Origin of the sequence: Mycobacterium sp. 852014-52450_SCH5900713, from assembly GCF_001667075.1 — a bacterium.
Classification (GTDB): Bacteria; Actinomycetota; Actinomycetes; order Mycobacteriales; family Mycobacteriaceae; genus Mycobacterium.
In genome coordinates, this window is sequence record NZ_LZIL01000047.1 from 57,820 (window position 1) to 75,307 (window position 17,488).

Here is a 17,488-nt window from a genome sequence, read left to right on the forward strand (position 1 = left end):
CCAGGTCACCCGCCTGAACCGAAGCGGTAACGCAGGCCCCGGCCCAGGCGACGAACCGGGGTGATCCGGAAGAGCGCTTGCATCAGCCACCAATACCACGGCGAGTAGTACCGGCGGATGTCTTCGGCGTCGGCGAACCACCACTCGCAGTCGAACACCAGCCCCGGCACCGCCCGTTCCAGCTCGCGCGGATCGCCTATGCTCCAATCCAATTGCGCGCCGGAGGCTTTGACCGGAGGGTAGCGCTGCAGGAGCCAAACTCCGGCCCGGCTATAGCCGTCCAGCAGCATCTCCCCGGTTCCGAAATGCCCCACGATGCGGCGCAGCATCGCGACGCCGTCGGCGCGCCGTAGGTACGGCGTCAGCCCCTCGGCGACCACCAGAACCTCACGGTCCCCGGCGATCCCGCCGAGCAGCTGCGGGTCGGTGACCGAGGCGCCGACAACGTGCAGTCCAGCGCGCGGTTCAAACAGCTTGCGGCGCAACGCGATAACATCGGCCAGGTCGATGTCGTACCAGTCGACCGTGGCCGGCGGGTTGACGCGGTAGGCCCGCGTGTCGAACCCGCAGCCCAAATGCAATACGACACAGGCGGGGTGATCGTCGAGGAATCGCACTACCCGCCGGTCGTAGGCCTTGGAGCGCACCGCGGAGGACTGCTGATCGCGACGGCGCATGCGCAGGGTGCCGAAGTCGTAGTCGAGGCGCCGCACGGCCCGGTCGGCTTCATCGTCGCCGAGGATGGAATCGGGCCGGCGGCTTTCCAGCGCCTTGCCGTAGAGGGTGACCAGCGCGGTCTGCTGTGTCCCCGCGAGTGTTACGCGCTCACCCATGATGTTCGCGGGGCATCCGGCGAGGTCGCCACCACGGTCGTGGATCGCACAATTTCACAGCCATGCACGCAATCTCGGCGAGCGGCGGCTCTAGGAAAACGTGGTCTGGGCGCAGGTGCTGGGCGAGGTGATGTTGACCCCGGGGTAGACCACCTGGATGTGGGTGCAGACGATGACGTTGTTGTCGGTCTTGGGCTGACCGGTCTGCCAATCGGTGGAGTCGATGCGGCCGGTCGTCTGGTACTTGTCCGGCGGGCCCTCACCGAAGTAGACGGTGGTGATCTCGTCGGACCCCATCGACTTCATCACCCGCTCGTACTGGCCGGTGGCGTGCGCGTCCAGGTAGGCCAGCCGGTTCGACGACCGGATCTCGGTGGTTTGGCGGGCCCACAGCTCGTGCGGGAAGCCGGTCACCCCGTCGGGTGTCAGCATGTCCGCGCCGGCGGTGAAGTCGCAGTGGCCGTCGGACTTGAAGCAATTCAGGATGGTGCGCGTCTCGAGCTGGTTGGGTCCGTCCAGCGGAAACAACGTGGTCGCGGTGTTGCTGGCCGCGCCGGCGACCGGGCCGGGCAGGAACGTCAGCGCCGATCCGACCACCGCAAACCCGGTTATCAGCCGCTTCATGCTGTTCCCCTCTCGGTTCGCCAACCCTAGCCGTGAACCTAACCCCGCCACTACTCGTCGTAGGTGACTTCTACCGAATCAGATTCCGGGTGAGATTGACAGGCCAGAATCAGGCCGTCGTCGAGGTCCTGCTGCTCGAGCACGTCATTGACCTCCATGCTGACGTTGCCGCTGCGCAAGGTGCACGCACACGCACCGCAATGGCCCTCGCGGCAGGAGAACGGCGCATCCAAACCTTTCGCGAGCAACACGTCGAGCAGCTTGGCGTTGCGCGGCCACGACACGGTGTGGGTTTCACCGTCCAGCTGCACCACCGCGGTGGCCGGCGGCTGGTCGCCCGGGGCGGTGTCGTCGATCTTCACCGCCGCGAACGGGTCGGAGTCCAACGACTTGAACACCTCGATATGCACTTGCGGCGCGGGCACTTTCAGTGATTCCAGCGCTTCGCGGGCGGCATCCATGAACGGGCCGGGCCCGCAGATGTACACGGGGCGATCGGTATAGGGGGCGGCGAGCTTCGCCAGCGCGGTGACGCTCGGCATGCCCTGCAGCGATTCCAGCCAGTGCACCACCGTGAGCCGGTCGGGATATTTGGCCGACAGCTCGCGCAGCGCGTCGGCGAAGATCACCGACTTCTCATCGCGATTGGCGTAGAGCAGCGTCACCTGGCCGCTGCCCTCGGCGAGGGCCGATTTGCAGATCGACATGATCGGGGTGATCCCGCTGCCCGCGGCCATCAACAGGAAGTCGTCGTCGAGCGTCTTCGGCACGAAATTGCCCGACGGCGCCAGCACGTGGATCCGCATGCCCACCCGCGCGTGCTCGCACAGCCAGTTCGACGCGTATCCGTCGGCGGTCCGTTTGATCGTGACGGTCAGCGCGTCGTCGGTGAACGGCGAACTGCACAGCGAGTAGCAGCGGGCCACCGATCCGGTGCGCTCGCTGGGAACGCGCAACGTCAAGAACTGGCCCGGTGCGTAGCGCAGCCGCTCGGGCGGGATGTCGGGATCGCCCGGCTCGTCGGGCACCGCGAACACCAGCGACCGCGCGTCGTCCGTTTCGGCGACGACCTCGGCGATCTGCAGTTCAAGGACGTGGTCACCGAGCGGCTCGTCGAGATTGGCCTCGGCCAAGACCCATCCTCCCTCTCGTTACAACTAGAACATGTTACAGAAAAGCGGATTCGTATCGCTACCAGCCGCAGGAATACCCTGCTCGACACAAATCGGAACGTGTTCTAGTCTCTGGTGTAAGTCCGCTGAGTAAGTTTGGCCCAGGAGGCAAACCTAGTGACGTCCATTCAACAACGCGACGCGCAGTCGGTTTTGGCTGGCATCGATGATCTGCTGCCGCGGATTCGGGAGCGCGCTCAGGCGACGGAGGATTTGCGGCGCCTGCCCGAAGAGACCGTTCAGGAACTGCAGGACATCGGCTTCTTCACCCTGCTGCAGCCCGAGCAGTGGGGCGGCCTGCAATGCGATCCGGCCCTGTTCTACGAGGCGGTGCGACGGCTCGCCAGCGCCTGCGGGTCCACCGGCTGGGTGAGCTCGATCATCGGCGTGCACAACTGGCATCTGGCCCTGTTCGACCAGCAGGCCCAGGAGGAAGTCTGGGGCGACGACCCGAACGTGCGGGTCTCGTCGTCTTACGCGCCGATGGGCGCCGGCGTGGTGACCGACGGTGGCTATCTGGTGAACGGTTCCTGGAACTGGTCGTCCGGATGTGACCACGCGACGTGGGCCTTCCTCGGCGGTCCGGTGATCAAGGACGGCCGACCGGTCGACTTCGGCAGCTTCCTGATCCCGCGCAGCGAGTACCGCATCGACGACGTGTGGCATGTCGTGGGCCTGCGCGGCACCGGCAGCAACACGGTGGTGGTCAAGGACGTGTTCGTGCCGCGGCACCGGTTCCTCTCTTACAAGGCGATGAACGACGGCACCGCTGGCGGGTACCAGACCAACACCGCCCCGGTTTACAAAATGCCTTGGGGCACAATGCACCCCACCACCATCTCCGCGCCGATCGTCGGCATGGCCTACGGCGCGTACGACGCGCACGTGGAGCACCAGGGCAAGCGGGTGCGCGCGGCGTTCGCCGGGGAGAAGGCCAAGGACGACCCGTTCGCCAAGGTGCGCATCGCCGAGGCGGCCAGCGACATCGACGCGGCCTGGCGCCAGCTGAGCGGCAACGTCGCCGACGAGTACGCATTGCTGTCCGCCGGTAAGGAGATCCCGTTCGAGCTGCGCGCCCGCGCCCGGCGCGACCAGGTGCGCGCGACCGGGCGTGCGATCGCCTCCATCGACCGGCTGTTCGAGGCTTCCGGCGCCACCGCCCTGGGCAACGACCAACCGGTCCAACGGTTCTGGCGTGACGCGCACGCGGGACGGGTGCACGCGGCCAACGACCCCGAGCGGGCGTACCAGATCTTCGGAAACAACGAGTTCGGGTTGCCGCCGGGCGACACGATGGTCTAGCCGTGACGGCCACAACGGGGGAGTTGACGTTCGAGTCGACCTCGCGCTTCGCCGAAGTCGATGTCGACGGCCCGCTGAAGCTGCATTATCACGAGGCCGGGGTCGGCAACGACCAGACCGTGGTGCTGCTGCACGGCGGGGGTCCCGGCGCTGCCAGCTGGACGAACTTCTCGCGCAACATTCCGGTGCTGGCGCAGCGATTTCACGTGCTGGCCGTCGATCAGCCCGGCTACGGGCTGTCCGACAAGCGCGCCGAACACGGGCAGTTCAACCACTATGCCGCGCGGGCGCTCAAGGGGCTCTTCGACCAAATCGGCCTGGGACGTGTTCCGCTGGTGGGCAATTCGCTGGGCGGGGGCACCGCGGTCCGGTTCGCCCTCGACTATCCCGACCGGGCCGGGCGGTTGGTGTTGATGGGGCCCGGCGGGCTGAGCATCAACCTGTTCGCCCCCGACCCGACCGAGGGCGTCAAACGACTGGGCAAGTTCTCGGTCGAACCCACCCGGGAGAACCTCGAGGCGTTCCTGCGGGTCATGGTCTACGACCAGAAGCTGATCACGCCTGAGCTGATCGACGAGCGGTTCGCGCTGGCCAGCACGCCGGAATCGCTGACCGCCACCCGTGCGATGGGAATGTCGTTCGCGGGGGCCGATTTCGAGCTCGGCATGATGTGGCGCGAGGTGCACCGGCTGCGCCAGCCCGTGCTGTTGATCTGGGGCCGCGAGGACCGGGTCAACCCGCTCGACGGTGCGCTCGTCGCGCTGAAGACCATTCCGCGTGCGCAGCTCCACGTTTTCGGGCAATGTGGGCACTGGGCGCAGGTGGAGAAGTTCGACGAGTTCAACAAGTTGACCGTCGATTTCCTGGGAGGTGCGTGATGAGCATCCGTTCGCTGGGTTATCTGCGCATCGAGGCCACCGACATGGCGGCCTGGCGCGACTACGGCCTGAAGGTGCTCGGCATGGTCGAGGGCAAAGGCAACACCGAGGGGGCGCTCTACCTGCGCATGGACGACTTCCCGGCCCGGCTGGTGATCGTGCCCGGCGAGCGCGACCACCTCATGGAGGCGGGCTGGGAATGTGCCAATGCGGAAGGGCTGCAAGAGATCCGGAACCGGCTCGATGTCGAGGGCGTGCCCTACAAGGAGGCCACCGCCGCCGAGCTGGCGGATCGCCGCGTCGTCGAGATGATCCGGTTCGCCGACCCGTCCGGCAACTGCCTGGAGGTCTTCCACGGGGTCGCGCTGGAGCACCGCCGCGTGGTCAGCCCGTACGGGCACAAGTTCGTCACCGGCGAGCAGGGCTTGGGCCACGTGGTGTTGTCCACGCGCGATGACGACGAGGCCCTGCACTTCTACCGGGACGTGCTCGGCTTCAAGCTGCGCGACTCCATGCGGATGCCGCCCCAGTTGGTCGGTCGGCCGGCCGACGGCGCGCCCGCCTGGCTGCGGTTCTTCGGCTGCAACCCGCGCCACCACAGCCTGGCCTTCCTGCCGCTGCCGACGCCGAGCGGCATCGTGCACCTGATGATGGAGGTCGAGAACTCCGACGACGTCGGGCTCTGCCTGGACCGTGCGTTGCGCCGGAAGGTGCCCATGTCGGCCACGCTTGGTCGGCACGTCAACGACCTGATGCTGTCCTTCTACATGAAGACACCCGGTGGGTTCGACATCGAATTCGGCTGCGAGGGAAGGCAAGTCGAGGATAACGACTGGGTCGCCCGGGAAAGCACGGCCGTCAGCCTGTGGGGCCACGACTTCACGGTCGGCGCCCGCGGATAATCATGTCTGCGCCGATCGATCCGCGGGCCTTCCGGCAGGTGCTGGGGCAGTTCTGCACCGGCATCACCATCATCACCACGGTGCATGACGAGGTCCCGGTCGGCTTCGCCTGCCAGTCTTTCGCCGCGCTGTCGCTTGACCCGCCGCTGGTGTTGTTCTGCCCGACCAAGGTGTCGCGATCCTGGCAGGCCATCGAGGCCAGCGGCCGGTTCTGCGTCAACGTGCTGACCGAGAAGCAGAAGCACGTTTCCGCGCGCTTCGGCTCGAAGGAGCCCGACAAGTTCGCCGGGATCGACTGGCACGCCTCGGAACTCGGCTCGCCGGTCATCGACGGGTCGCTGGCCTACATCGACTGCACGGTGGCATCCGTGCACGACGGTGGCGACCATTTCGTCGTGTTCGGCGCGGTTCAGTCGTTGTCGGAGGCACCCAAGATCAAGCCGCGGCCGCTGCTGTTCTATCGCGGGGAGTACACCGGGATAGAACCGGACAAAACGACACCGGCGCAGTGGCGCGACGACCTCGAGGCGTTTCTCACCGCCACCACCCAGGACACCTGGCTCTAGGGCGTCCCCCGGTAGGTCTCGTGCCCGACGGCCTCGGCGTCGGTCGTCGGCTCGTGCGACTCCGGGGACCGCACCGCGTTGGGATCGTCGTGCTCACCCGCTGGCTTCGCGGCGGCCTCCGGGTGCAGTTCATCGGCCCGTTTGAACTGCTCCTGCAGTTGTTCGCGCGACGCCGCGACCTCGCTCTGATGGTTGGCCGCTCGCTCCTGCAGCCGGGCGGCTTCGGCCGCCTTGGCCTCCGCCTCGGCCTGCGCGGCGCGGGCCTTGGCGGCCGTTTCCTGAGCGAGGGCTTCGCGCCGCTCGACCTTTGCCGTCTCCAGCTTGGCCTGTTCGCGGATCTCTTCGGCCTGCCGCTGCCGCCGGCGGTGCCGCATTCTGCTCAGTGCGACGAGGGCAACAAGAATCACCAAGACCGCCGCGGCGGCGACCACGATCCAGATAGCGCTGCTATTCATCATTGGCTCCCATCAGGTCGGGTTTGCGCCTGGCGCGAGACGCCGGCTCGTAGTGGAATCCCCGTATCTGGCGCAAGTAAAACAATGGGCAGGGATCGGCGTCTCTGGCTGGTGACCTTGGCCTCTACCCGGCCGCCGTGGACGCCGAAATCATGAGACCGCGGGAGCGGAGACCGTCACTACATGAAGTCCAGCGCCTCCACGGTCGCGATCGGGCCCTCGTGGGTCGGCCGGTTCGCGCCGCCGATGCAGTAGACGGTGTTCCCGACCGTCGCCACCACCTCGGCGTGGCGCGCGGTCGGCATCGGCGGCAGGGTGCTCCACTTCGCGTCGGCGATGTCGTACATCTCGACGACGTTCAGCACCATCGTCGGTTCCTCACCGCCGACGACCACGATGCGGCCGTCGATGTAGGTCGCGCCGTAGCTCCCGCGCGGGGTCGGCATGCCCACCAGCTTGGTCCAGTTGCCCGATTGCGGATCGAACCGCTCGTTCGCCGCGGAGTTCTTGTCGGCGGAAAGGAACCTACCGCCGATCGCGTACACGTAGGTGCCGTCCGACACCGCGGCCAGATGTTCGCGCGGCGTCGGCATGTCGGCGGCGTCGTTCCACGAATTGCCGTCGAAGACCTCGGTCTGGGGGACGACCTGTTTGGCGTTCTGGCCACCCACCGCGACGAGCTTGTCACCCACCACCGCCGCCGCCGGCGCCGCACGCGCGTGCGTCAGATGCGGCAGCTCAACCCAATTGCCGCCGCGCAGCGCGAACACCTTGTCGGATGCGTTGGCCAGCTGATCGCTGGCACCGCCCAGCACCACCACCTCGCCGCGGTAGGCCGCCGCCGCCGCGTGATGCAGCGGGATGGGCAGGGGTGGCCCGGTTTGCCAGGCGCCGGTCTGCGGGTCGTAGCTCTCAACGGTCTGCAGCGCGACGCCGTTGCGCAGGCCGCCCACGATCCAGATCTTGTCGTTGACCACGGCCCATGCCGTCATCAGCCGGGGAGTCGGCGCGTCCGGCAGCGACCGCCACTGCGACGCCGGCTGGATCCGGCGGGCCGGCAGCTTCAGCGCCTCGGCCGACGACGTCAGCTGGCCGTCGCCGACGGCGGTCGACCCGCCGATCGCGTACACGGACTTCTCCACCGCGTCGACGGCCATCCCGTGCCGCGCGGTGGTCATGTCGGGCAGCGCGGACCAGGCCTTCGTCATCAGGTCGAAGGCGGAGACGCTCTTGAGAAGTTGGCCGGCCGACACGCCGCCCACCGCGACCAGGCGCCCGTCGACGATCGCCACGCCGAGGTCGCTGCGCGGCTGGCTCAGGGCGGGCAACGGCGTCCACGTCTTCGCGGCCGGGTCGTACGCCTCGACCGTCGCCAGGTCGGTGGAGCCGCTGGCGCCGCCCACGGTGTACAGCAGCTTCCCGTCCGAGGCCGCGGCCAGCATCTGACGCGGCGTCGGGATGGGCGCGCCGAGGGTCCAGGTGTTGCCATCGAACACCTCGGTCGTGTTCAGCAGCGCGCCGCTTGCGTCGACTCCCCCGGTGACGACCAGCCGGTCGCCGACCACGGCCGCGGCCGCGGCCGCCCGGGGCTGCAACAGGTGCGGAAGCTCGACCCAGCGGCTGTTGATGACGCGCCAAACCTGGTCGCTCGCAACGTTTTTACCGCCCTCGGACTTCCAGCCGCCGAGCACCACCGGGTTGCCCTGCCAGGTGACCGCCATCGCGTGCGAAACGGGGACGGGCAGGTCGTCGCCGACCTTCCAGCTGTCGATGACGGGGTCGTAGCCCTCCTGCAGTCCGGTCAGGCCGCCGTCGCTGCGGATGCCGCCGAAGATCCAGATGGTTCCGTCGGCCTGCGTGGTGGCCGCCGCGTCCCGCGAAATGCGCGCGTTGGTGATCGGTTTCCATTGCATGGGCGGCTGCGCGGTCGGCTGGCCGGACGCCCCTTTAGACCCGGCCTTGTTGTCCGGCGAAAGCGCGAGAAAGACGCCGCCGATGACCAACAGCACGACCGCGGCGACCGCTCCGGCCACCAGCGCGATGCGGTTCCGCTTCTTCCCCGGCTCCGCGAACCATGCGGCGGCCCGGTCCCTGGGGCCGCGCGGCGGGCCCTGGGCGCCGCCGTTTCGGCCCGACGGCGGGGCGGCGTTGGGTTGCCGCACCTTCGGTTGCGTCGCCGGCGCCTGCCCGCCACGCAGCAAGCTCGCCAGCTCAGCGGGCGCCGACTGCGGAAGGGCCGCCGTTTCCAGCGCATGTTCGAGCCCGAGCGGGGCGCTGATCGCGGAGGTCGGGTCGTCGTGCCCTCTCGGCCCACGCGTCGGTGCGGGCATGCTCGACGTGTTGGGGAGGGGCGGGTGCGCCACCTCGCTGTGGCCGCCGGGCGGGACCGGCTCGGCATACGGGGCATCCGCCGCCACGGCCGAGGGGCGTCCGGTGATCGCCATCGCGTCGGGTTTCAGCCCGTTGCGGCGCTGGGCGCCCTGTAGCTCGCGGCCGAACTCCTCGGCCGAGGCGGGCCGCTCGGCGGGGTCGATCGACATCGCCCTCTCGATCGCCGAGCACACCGCGTCCGGGATGCCGTCGGGCCGCATGTCCGGGATCCCGGTGGTGCTGATGCGCAGATACTGCGCGATCAGGTCCTCGCCCTTCTTGCGCTCGTGCGCGGCGTTGCCCGCGATGAGCGCATACAGCGTGGCGCCAAGCGAATACATGTCGGACGCGATCGTCGCCGGGTTGCCCGTCATGACCTCCGGCGCGGTGAAATCGATCGTCCCGGAGAAGAACCCGGTCGCGGTCTCATACCCACCTTCGATGTGGGCGATGCCGAAATCGCTTAGTTGCGGCTCGCCGTAGTCATTGAGGAGGATGTTGGCCGGCTTGATATCGCGGTGCAGGGTCCCGGTCCGGTGCGCGGTTTCCAGTGCGCCGCAGAGCTTTACGCCGATGTGCAACGCCTCGGGCCAGGCGACCGGCCCTTCCCGGCGCAGCCGGACCGCCAGCGAGTCCGCCGAGTGATAGGGCATCACGATGTAGGGCTTGCCGCTCGGGGTCACGCCGACCCGCAGGATGTTGACGATGTTCGGATGGCCGGATAGCCCGCCCATCGCGTAGCCCTCGCGCAGGAACCGTTCTCTGCTGTCTTCGTCGATGTGGGACGGCAGCACCTTCACCGCAACGCTTCGCCCGAGCGCGGTCTCATAGCAGCAGTAGATGACGCCCGCTCCGCCGCGGGCCACCTGGCGCGCGTCCTCGAACCCCGCGGCCGCCAGCTCCGCGGCGATGCCGCTCGGTACCGGTGCGACATTGTCGGAATGGGGCTCTTCAGGCATTTGCTGGCGCTCAACCCTCCGCGAAATAGTGACAGGCGAGCTCAAGGTTAAGCGCTCAGAACCTCGCCGGTGTCTCTTTCGGCAACCTTCGTTCACCCGGTCGCGGGCCAGGGCCGGAGGAGTTAGCCGACGACGCGCGTCGGTAGCGCTCAGGCGTCGATGGTCGGCGGGCCCTGATGGGGGCGTTGCAGCTCGGCGAATTCCGGAATGCCGGCCATGGTGAGCACTGCCTCCAGCAAGCGAATACCGTCCTGCGTGTTCGGTGTTCGGGTCAGGACGGGGCCGGAGAACGCGTGGCCGTCGATCGCGATGATCGGGCTGCCGGCCTCGTCGCCCAAGGCGTCTTGGCTGGCTTGGTGCGCCCGCTTGACCGTTTCGTCGAAGCCGCTGTCGTCGACGGCTTCGGCGAGCCTCTCCTCGAGGCCGTTCTCGGAGAGGGCTTCCCGGATTCCTGCTGCGGTGAGGTCCTCCTGCCGCACATGGATCCGGCGGCCGATCGAGTCGTAGAGGCCCGCGAACGCGTCCGGTCCTCGCTCGGCGACGGCCGCCGCGAACAGGCGGCCCAGCCGTGTCGACCGCTCCATCATGCGTTGCTGTTTGGCGTCGGTGTCCTGGCCCTCGTTCAGCACCGCCAGGCTCATCTGCCGCAGGGCGACCGGGGTGTGCGTCGATTGCGCGGCGTCACGCAGCCAGCGCGCTGTCACCCAAGAGAACGGACAGACGGGATCGAGATAGAGGTCGACGTCGGCCACGGGTTCCTCCTTCGGACCAAGGCTTGGGGCTAGGGACGGCATACCCGCTACCGGCCGTCGCACGCCTGCCGATGGCGTTGGCAGCAGAATGGCCGTATGACGCTGAAGCTGGGCGAGTATTTCGATCGCATCGGTTATGGCGGCGCCGCGGCGCCCAACCTCGACGTGTTGCAGGCCTTGGTGAGCGCGCACACCAAAGCGATTCCATTCGAAAACCTCGATCCGCTGCTGGGTGTGGCTGTCGACGACCTGAGCCCGGGCGCCCTCGCCGGCAAGCTGGTTCGGCGGGGCCGGGGTGGCTACTGCTACGAGCAGAACGGCCTGATGGGCTACGTGCTGACCGAGCTGGGCTTCCGCGTGCGGCGCCTGGCCGGCCGGGTGGTGTGGATGCGGCCGCTCGACGCGCCGTCACCGCCGCAGACACACACCGTGTTGGCGGTGACGTTCCCCGGCTCCCACGCTTCGTACCTCGTCGACGTGGGTTTCGGAGGCCAGACACCCACCTCGCCACTGCGCATCGAGACCGGCAGCGTGCAGCAGACGACGCACGAGCCCTACCGGCTGGAGGACCGCGGCGATGGCCTGGTCTTGCAGGCCCAGGTCCGCGGCGAGTGGCAACCGCTCTACGAGTTCAGCACCCGGACCGCGCCGGACGTCGACCTGCAAGTGGGCAGCTGGTTCGTCTCGACGCATCCCTCGTCGCACTTCGTCACCGGTCTGACGGCCGCGCGCGTGACCGACGACGCCCGACTGAACCTGGCCGGTAGGAACCTGGCCATCCATCGCGCCGACGCCAGCGAGAAGATCCGCCTGGACGACGCGGCGGCGGTGGTCGACACCCTCAGCGGGCGGTTCGGCATCAACGTGTCCGACGTCGGCGACCGCGGTGCCCTCGAGGCTCGACTGGACAAGATCCTGGACGCCTAAAGCCAGGGGCCGATCCGTCGCAGCGCCTCTTCGATGTCGCCGGTCGGCCCGGCGAACGACAACCGGACGAATGAGTTGCCGTGCGTGGTGTCGAAATCGATCCCCGGCGCGATGGCAACCCCGGTGTCGTCCAACAGTTTCGAGCAGAATGCGATCGAGTCGTTGGTGCGGTCCGACACGTCGGCGTAGACGTAGAACGCGCCGTCGGTGGGCGCGAGGCGGTCGATGCCGATCTGGCGCAGCCCATCGAGCAGCAGCGTGCGGTTGGTCGCGTAGTGGTGCAGGTTGCCGTCGGCTTCGGCGATCGCCTCGGGGGTGAAGGCCGCCACCCCGGCGAGTTGCGACAGCACCGGCGGGCAGATGGTGAAGTTGCCGGTCAGGCGGTCCACCGCTCGCAGCAGCGCCGGTGGCACCAGCATCCAGCCCAGCCGCCAACCCGTCATCGCCCAATATTTCGAAAAGCTGTTGACCACCACGGCATCTCGTGATGTCTGCCAGGCGCAACTGGTCTGCGGCGCGCCCTCATAGACCAGGCCGTGATAAACCTCGTCACTGATCAGTCGCACCCCGGACTTCTCGCACCACGACGCGATGGCGGCCAACTCGGACGGCGCTATCACGGTTCCGGTGGGATTGGCGGGGCTGGCGACGATCACGCCCTGGGGCGGCGGGTCGAGTTCGGCGAGCATCTGCACGGTGGGCTGGAAGCGGGTCTGCGGTCCGCAGGGGATTTCGACCACCTCGCATCCCAACGCGGACAGGATGTTTCGGTAGCACGGGTAGCCAGGACTGGCCAGCGCCACCCGGTCACCGGCGTCGAAGCACGCCAGAAACGCGAGCAGGAATCCGCCGGAAGAACCGGTGGTGACCACCACGTCGTCGGGTTCCACCCGAAGCCCGTGCTGGCGTTGGTAATCCGCCGCTATCGCCGCGCGCAGCTCGGGGGTTCCCAGCGTCACGGTGTAACCGAGCTCGTTGAGGTGCAGGGCGGCGGCCGCGGCCGCGCGCACCGGCTCCGGCGCTCCCACGCTTGGCTGGCCGGCCGACAGGTTCACCAGGTCGCCGTGGCTGCGCTGGCGCTCGGCCGCGGCCAGCCACGCGTCCATCACATAGAAGGGCGGGATGGCGGCGCGCAGCGCGACGTGGTCGTTCACGACGTCTCGAGCACCTCGGCTTCCAGTCGTGCGAGCAGTTCTTGCGGTGTGCTGAGCAGATGCGCGCTGCCGTGGGCGCGTTTGAAATACAGGTGCATGTCGTGTTCCCAGGTGATCGCGATCCCGCCGTGCAGCTGGATGCCTTCGGCGGCGGCGGTGCACAGCGCCTCGGTCGCGGCGAGGCGCGCGGTGGCCGCGTTGGTCGGGGTGGGCTCGTTGCAAGCGTCCGCAACGACGGCCTTTGCCGCGGTTATCGCGACGTACAAATCGGCCATCCGGTGTTTGAGGGCCTGGAAACTGCCGATCGGACGGCCGAATTGCACTCTGTTCTTGGCGTATTCGACGGTGAGCTCCAGGCAGCGTTCGGCGGCGCCGATCTGCTCGGCGGCCAGCAGGATGGCCGCGCTGTGGGTGATGCCGAGGTCGGTTCCGATCGGTTCGGTCGCCTCGGCCTCGAGCCGCGCGAGCCGCCGAGTCGGGTCCATGGGGGTCACGGGCTGCGTGTCGAATCGGGTCCACCGGCTCAACTGGCCGTCGTCGAGGGCGACTACGACGTCGGCGATATCGCCGTTGACCACATAGTCGGCGTCGAGCACCAGCGCGCCGATCGAGGTGCCCTCGGCGAGACGGCCCAGCGTCTCGGCGTCGGGCTCGGGCGCGGCCAACAGGGCCAGCTCCGCCAGCGTCGTGCCCAGCAGTGGCGAAGGCACGAGCGCCCGGCCGAGCTCCTGCAAAACCGTTGCGGCATCGGCTAGTTCGCCGCCCGCTCCACCCAACTCCTCGGGGATGACCAGCGCGGCGGCGCCCACCTGCTCACAGAGCAGCTGCCACAGCGACTCGTCGTAGCCGCGGTCGGACTCCATCGCCGCGCGCACCGCCGCCGGGTTCGCGTGCTTGGCCACCAGGGTCGCGACGGTCTCCCGCAGCATCTCCCGTTCTTCTGTCATCGTCATAGCGCCTCCAGCACTCGCCGCCGATGCGCCTCGGGCGTACCCCAGGCCGAACGCAATGCTTGCACCCGCAGCAACCAAAGCGACAGGTCGTGTTCCTGGGTGAACCCGATCGCGCCGTGGGTCTGCAGCGCCGACCGCGCGGCCAGCAGGCCCGCCTCGGACGCCGCCGCCTTGGCGGCGCTGACGTCGCGGGGCTCGAGTGATAAGGCCGCGCCATACAGCAGCGGGCGGGCCAGCTCGATCGCGATGTGCACGTCGGCGAGCTTGTGCTTGATCGCCTGATAGGAACCGATCACCCGGCCGAATTGCGACCGCTGCTTGGCGTAGTCGACGGTGTCGCGCAGCAGCGCCTCGGCGGCGCCGACCAACTGTGCGGCGGTGGCCAGCGCCCCGAACTCGTAGGCGCGCCCAAGGTCCGCCTGCCACGCCCGGCCGGTTGGGGTCACGTCGTAGAGGGGCCGGCTCGGATCGACCGACTCGTGCCGGTCACCCGGCGTCGCTTCGGCGACGCCCTCGTCGGTTGCCACGAGCACCAGCCCGGCCGTGCCGGCGTCCACCGCGCGGGGGGTGTGCGGCGGCAGCGCGACGGTGGCGACCAGCTCACCGGAGGCCAGGGCGGCGCAGCGCTCGGCCTGATCGTCAGAGGCGAGCAAAACCGGTGCCACGGCGATGGATTCGGCCACCGGCCCGGGCACACACCACCGTCCCAGGCGTTCGAGCGCGACCACCAGGTCGACCGGATGGGCCTCGATGCCGTCGAACTTCTCGGGGACCGCCAGCGCGGTGACACCCAGGTCGGCCAGCTGGCCCCACACCTTGCGGCCGGGCGCGGTATCGCCCGCCGACCACGCGCGGATCACACCGGGCAGGTCGGCCGCGCCCAGGGCGGCGTCGATGCTGGCCGCGAAGTCGCGCTGCTGTTCGTCTAGCGCAAATTTCACTTCTTGCCCCCGGACTTCTCGCGGGGCAGGCCCAGCAGCCGCTCCGAGATGATGTTGCGCTGAATCTCGTTGGTGCCGGCGTAGATCGGGCCGCCCAGCGCGAACAGCAGGCCATCGGTCCAATTGCCGGCGAGCTCGCCGTCGGCGGCGAGGACGTCGAGTGCGGTCTGGTGCAGCTCCACGTCGAGGTCCGACCAGAACACCTTGGTCACCGACGATTCGGCGCCCAGCTCACCGCCTTCGGTCAGCCTGGTCACCGTGCCGAAGGTTTGCAGCCGGTAGGCCTGGGCCTTGATCCAGCCATCGGCGACGCGGTCGGCGAAGGCCGGGGGAGAGCCGCTGTCCTTCCAGAGCTGCACCAGCCGCTCGGCGGTCGCCAGGAAACGGGCCGGGCTGCGCAGGGACATGCCGCGTTCGTTGCTCGAGGTGCTCATGGCCGCCCGCCAGCCCTCGTTCGGGGTGCCGATGACGTCGTGGTCGGGGACGAACACGTCGTCGAGGAAGATCTCGCCGAAGCCGGTGTCGCCGCCCAGCTGGACGATGGGGCGTACGGTGACGCCCTTGGCCTTCAGGTCGAACATGAAGTACGTCAGGCCGTTGTGCCGCTCGGCCGCCGGGTCCGACCGAAACAGCCCGAAGCCCATTTCCGCGAACGGCGCGCGGGAACTCCAGATCTTCTGCCCGTTCAGCAGCCAACCGCCGTCGGTTTGGGTCGCGGTGGAGCGCAGCGAGGCCAGGTCGCTGCCGGATTCCGGCTCCGACCACGCCTGAGCCCAGATCTGTTCGCCGCTGGCCATTTTCGGCAGGATGCGGTCCAGCTGCTCTTCGGTGCCGTGTGCGAACAGCGTCGGCGCCAGCATGGAGGTGCCGTTGGCGCTGGCGCGTCCCGGGGCGCCGGCGCGAAAGTACTCCTCTTCGAACACCACCCAGTGCAGCAGCGGCGCGTCGCGACCCCCGTATTTCTTGGGCCAGGTGATCACCGACAGCCCGGCGTCGAACAGCACGCGGTCCCACTGCCGGTGCTGGGCGAAGCCTTCGGCGTTGTCGTAGGACTTCGTCGGGATGGAATCGGCGTTGGCCGACAAGAAGTCCCGCACCTCGGCCGCAAACGCCAGGGTCTCTTCGTCTAGTTCCAGATCCACTTCACGTCCACTCTCGCAGTTGTGGTTTGACCACCTTGCCGCCAGGATTGCGCGGCAACGCCTCGACGAACCGCACCGACCGCGGCGCCTTGAAATTCGCCAAATGTTCACGGGCGTAAGCGATCACGGACTGCTCGTCGAGGACGACGCCGGGCCGGGTCACCACGAACGCCCGTCCGACCTCGCCGAGACGCTCGTCGGGAACCCCGATCACCGCGGCGTCGGCGACGCCCTCCATCCGGGCCAGCACCTGCTCGACCTCAGCGGGGTAGACATTGAATCCGCCGCAGATGTACATGTCCTTGAGCCGGTCGGTGATGCGCAGGTTGCCGGCCGGGTCGACGGCACCGATGTCACCGGTGTGCAGCCAGCCGTCGGCGTCGATGGCGGCCGCGGTGGCGGCCGGGTCGTCGAGGTAACCCAGCATGACGTTCGGCCCGCGCAGCAGCACCTCACCGGCTTCGCCGGGACTTGTTGCGTCGATGCGCAATTCGAAGTCGGCGAACGGGCGCCCGCACGTCGTGGCGACGGTGATCGCGTCATCGTCCGCGCGGCACATGGTGCCCATGCCGTTCGCCTCGGTCAGCCCGTAAGCGGTCAGCACGATGTCGATGTCAAGCTCGGATTGCATGCGCTCGACCAAGACGACTGGGACGGTGGCCGCTCCGGTCACCGCGAACCGCAGCGAGCTCAGGTCGTAGTCCTTGCGCTGCGGATGGTCCAGCAGGGTCTGGTAAATCGTGGGCGGCCCGGGCAGCACGGTGATGCGGTGCTGCCCGATCGCCCGCAGCGCATGGGGCGGGTCGAAGGTCAGGTGCGGGATCAGCGTCGCCCCGGTCTGCAGGCAGGCCAGGATGCCGGCCTTGTACCCGAAGTTGTGGAAGAACGGGTTGATGCACAGGTAGCGGTCGTCGCTGGTGATCTTGCCGTTGGCGGCCCACGACGCCGAGGCGGACAGCGATTGCCGGTGCGCGCAGAGCACCCCTTTGCTGCGTCCCGTGGTGCCCGAGGTGAACAGGATGTCGCTGACGTCGTCGGGCGTGACGGCGGCGGCGCGGGCCGCGACCGCGCTGACGTCGGAGCCGCGGGAGATGAAGTCGTCCCACGTCCCGTCATCAGCCTCGATCGGAATCCGCACGATATGCCGCAGCGCGGGGAGGGCTTCAGGGCCCAAGCGGTCCAGGTCGGCGACGCGATCGTGCCCGAGGAATCGGCCCATCCCGAACAACACGGGCGCACCGGTGCGGGCCAGAATGTCGGCGGCCTCCTCGGCCGTATAGCGGGTGTTCAGGGGCACCATGGCAGCGCCGGCGTGGTGGATCGCCAGGCAGGCCACCACCCAGTGCCAGGTATTAGGCGACCAGATCGCCACGCGGTCCCCCGCTTGCACGCCGAGGCTGATCAGCGCGGCCGCCGCCCGGTGCACCTCGTCGCGCAGCGCGGCCGCCGTGAACGACCGCTCGTCGGTGATCAACGCGTCGTGACCGGGGAGTTGCTGCGCCAATCGATCGAGCGCCGCCGGTACGGTGCGCGGATCGCTCCCCATGAATGCTCCTCT

16 protein-coding genes are annotated in these 17,488 nt (G+C 68.5%); 5 read left to right on the forward strand and 11 right to left on the reverse strand.

From position 1 onward, the window contains the following. Positions 1-5 precede the first annotated feature (5 nt). The 3 genes from A5773_RS13420 to A5773_RS13430 form a co-directional block, all read right to left on the reverse strand. The gene (locus A5773_RS13420) at positions 6-833 is read right to left on the reverse strand and encodes a class I SAM-dependent methyltransferase (RefSeq protein ID WP_067791276.1); all 828 of its coding nucleotides are present in this window, start codon (positions 831-833) and stop codon (positions 6-8) included. Positions 834-923: 90 nt separating this feature from the next. Then, positions 924-1,457, reverse strand: coding sequence for a hypothetical protein (locus tag A5773_RS13425; RefSeq protein WP_066955376.1), 534 nt, complete (start codon positions 1,455-1,457; stop codon positions 924-926). 50 nt (positions 1,458-1,507) lie between these two features. Beyond that, positions 1,508-2,590 carry a ferredoxin--NADP reductase gene (locus A5773_RS13430; protein WP_066955373.1) on the reverse strand — a complete coding sequence of 361 codons (1,083 nt, stop codon included), beginning with the start codon at positions 2,588-2,590 and terminating at the stop codon, positions 1,508-1,510. A gap of 156 nt (positions 2,591-2,746) precedes the next feature. Here A5773_RS13430 and hsaA point away from each other — a divergent pair, with 156 nt between their 5' ends. The 4 genes from hsaA to hsaB are packed head-to-tail and all read left to right on the forward strand — an operon-like array spanning position 2,747 to position 6,277. Continuing rightward, positions 2,747-3,931, forward strand: a complete 1,185-nt coding sequence (gene hsaA / locus A5773_RS13435; protein ID WP_066955370.1) for a 3-hydroxy-9,10-secoandrosta-1,3,5(10)-triene-9,17-dione monooxygenase oxygenase subunit — start codon at positions 2,747-2,749, stop codon at positions 3,929-3,931. 2 nt (positions 3,932-3,933) lie between these two features. Next, the gene (hsaD, locus tag A5773_RS13440) at positions 3,934-4,809 is read left to right on the forward strand and encodes a 4,5:9,10-diseco-3-hydroxy-5,9,17-trioxoandrosta-1(10),2-diene-4-oate hydrolase (protein ID WP_067264612.1); all 876 of its coding nucleotides are present in this window, start codon (positions 3,934-3,936) and stop codon (positions 4,807-4,809) included. Beyond that, positions 4,809-5,711: an iron-dependent extradiol dioxygenase HsaC gene (gene hsaC, locus A5773_RS13445; RefSeq protein WP_066955365.1), complete on the forward strand. Its 903-nt coding sequence runs from the start codon at positions 4,809-4,811 to the stop codon at positions 5,709-5,711. The genes hsaD and hsaC overlap by 1 nt, the downstream gene beginning before the upstream one ends. A 2-nt stretch (positions 5,712-5,713) precedes the next feature. Further along, the gene (gene hsaB, locus A5773_RS13450) at positions 5,714-6,277 is read left to right on the forward strand and encodes a 3-hydroxy-9,10-secoandrosta-1,3,5(10)-triene-9,17-dione monooxygenase reductase subunit (RefSeq protein ID WP_066955361.1); all 564 of its coding nucleotides are present in this window, start codon (positions 5,714-5,716) and stop codon (positions 6,275-6,277) included. Here hsaB and A5773_RS13455 read toward each other — a convergent pair. The 3 genes from A5773_RS13455 to A5773_RS13465 form a co-directional block, all read right to left on the reverse strand. Further along, positions 6,274-6,732: a hypothetical protein gene (locus A5773_RS13455; protein WP_231989241.1), complete on the reverse strand. Its 459-nt coding sequence runs from the start codon at positions 6,730-6,732 to the stop codon at positions 6,274-6,276. The genes hsaB and A5773_RS13455 overlap by 4 nt on opposite strands. 179 nt (positions 6,733-6,911) lie before the next feature. Next, positions 6,912-10,061 carry a serine/threonine-protein kinase gene (locus A5773_RS13460; RefSeq protein ID WP_066955356.1) on the reverse strand — a complete coding sequence of 1,050 codons (3,150 nt, stop codon included), beginning with the start codon at positions 10,059-10,061 and terminating at the stop codon, positions 6,912-6,914. A gap of 149 nt (positions 10,062-10,210) precedes the next feature. After that, positions 10,211-10,813 (reverse strand): DsbA family protein, encoded by a 603-nt coding sequence (locus A5773_RS13465; RefSeq protein WP_066955353.1) that lies wholly within the window; start codon positions 10,811-10,813, stop codon positions 10,211-10,213. Between the two features lie 96 nt (positions 10,814-10,909). Between A5773_RS13465 and A5773_RS13470 the strand changes: the two genes are divergently transcribed. Continuing rightward, the gene (locus A5773_RS13470) at positions 10,910-11,740 is read left to right on the forward strand and encodes an arylamine N-acetyltransferase (RefSeq protein WP_066955350.1); all 831 of its coding nucleotides are present in this window, start codon (positions 10,910-10,912) and stop codon (positions 11,738-11,740) included. Here the strand turns inward: A5773_RS13470 and A5773_RS13475 are convergent. The 5 genes from A5773_RS13475 to fadD3 are packed head-to-tail and all read right to left on the reverse strand — an operon-like array spanning position 11,737 to position 17,476. Continuing rightward, positions 11,737-12,894 carry a pyridoxal phosphate-dependent aminotransferase gene (locus A5773_RS13475; protein ID WP_067264605.1) on the reverse strand — a complete coding sequence of 386 codons (1,158 nt, stop codon included), beginning with the start codon at positions 12,892-12,894 and terminating at the stop codon, positions 11,737-11,739. The genes A5773_RS13470 and A5773_RS13475 overlap by 4 nt on opposite strands. Then, positions 12,891-13,847 (reverse strand): acyl-CoA dehydrogenase family protein, encoded by a 957-nt coding sequence (locus A5773_RS13480; RefSeq protein ID WP_156744844.1) that lies wholly within the window; start codon positions 13,845-13,847, stop codon positions 12,891-12,893. The genes A5773_RS13475 and A5773_RS13480 overlap by 4 nt, the downstream gene beginning before the upstream one ends. Then, entirely contained in the window at positions 13,844-14,788 is a 945-nt protein-coding gene (locus A5773_RS13485; protein ID WP_067791280.1) for an acyl-CoA dehydrogenase family protein, read from the reverse strand. Before A5773_RS13485 ends, A5773_RS13480 begins: the two co-directional genes overlap by 4 nt. After that, positions 14,785-15,930, reverse strand: a complete 1,146-nt coding sequence (locus tag A5773_RS13490; RefSeq protein ID WP_067791281.1) for an acyl-CoA dehydrogenase family protein — start codon at positions 15,928-15,930, stop codon at positions 14,785-14,787. Before A5773_RS13490 ends, A5773_RS13485 begins: the two co-directional genes overlap by 4 nt. A gap of 1 nt (position 15,931) precedes the next feature. After that, positions 15,932-17,476 (reverse strand): 3-((3aS,4S,7aS)-7a-methyl-1,5-dioxo-octahydro-1H-inden-4-yl)propanoate--CoA ligase FadD3, encoded by a 1,545-nt coding sequence (fadD3, locus tag A5773_RS13495; protein ID WP_067791283.1) that lies wholly within the window; start codon positions 17,474-17,476, stop codon positions 15,932-15,934. Positions 17,477-17,488 lie beyond the last annotated feature (12 nt).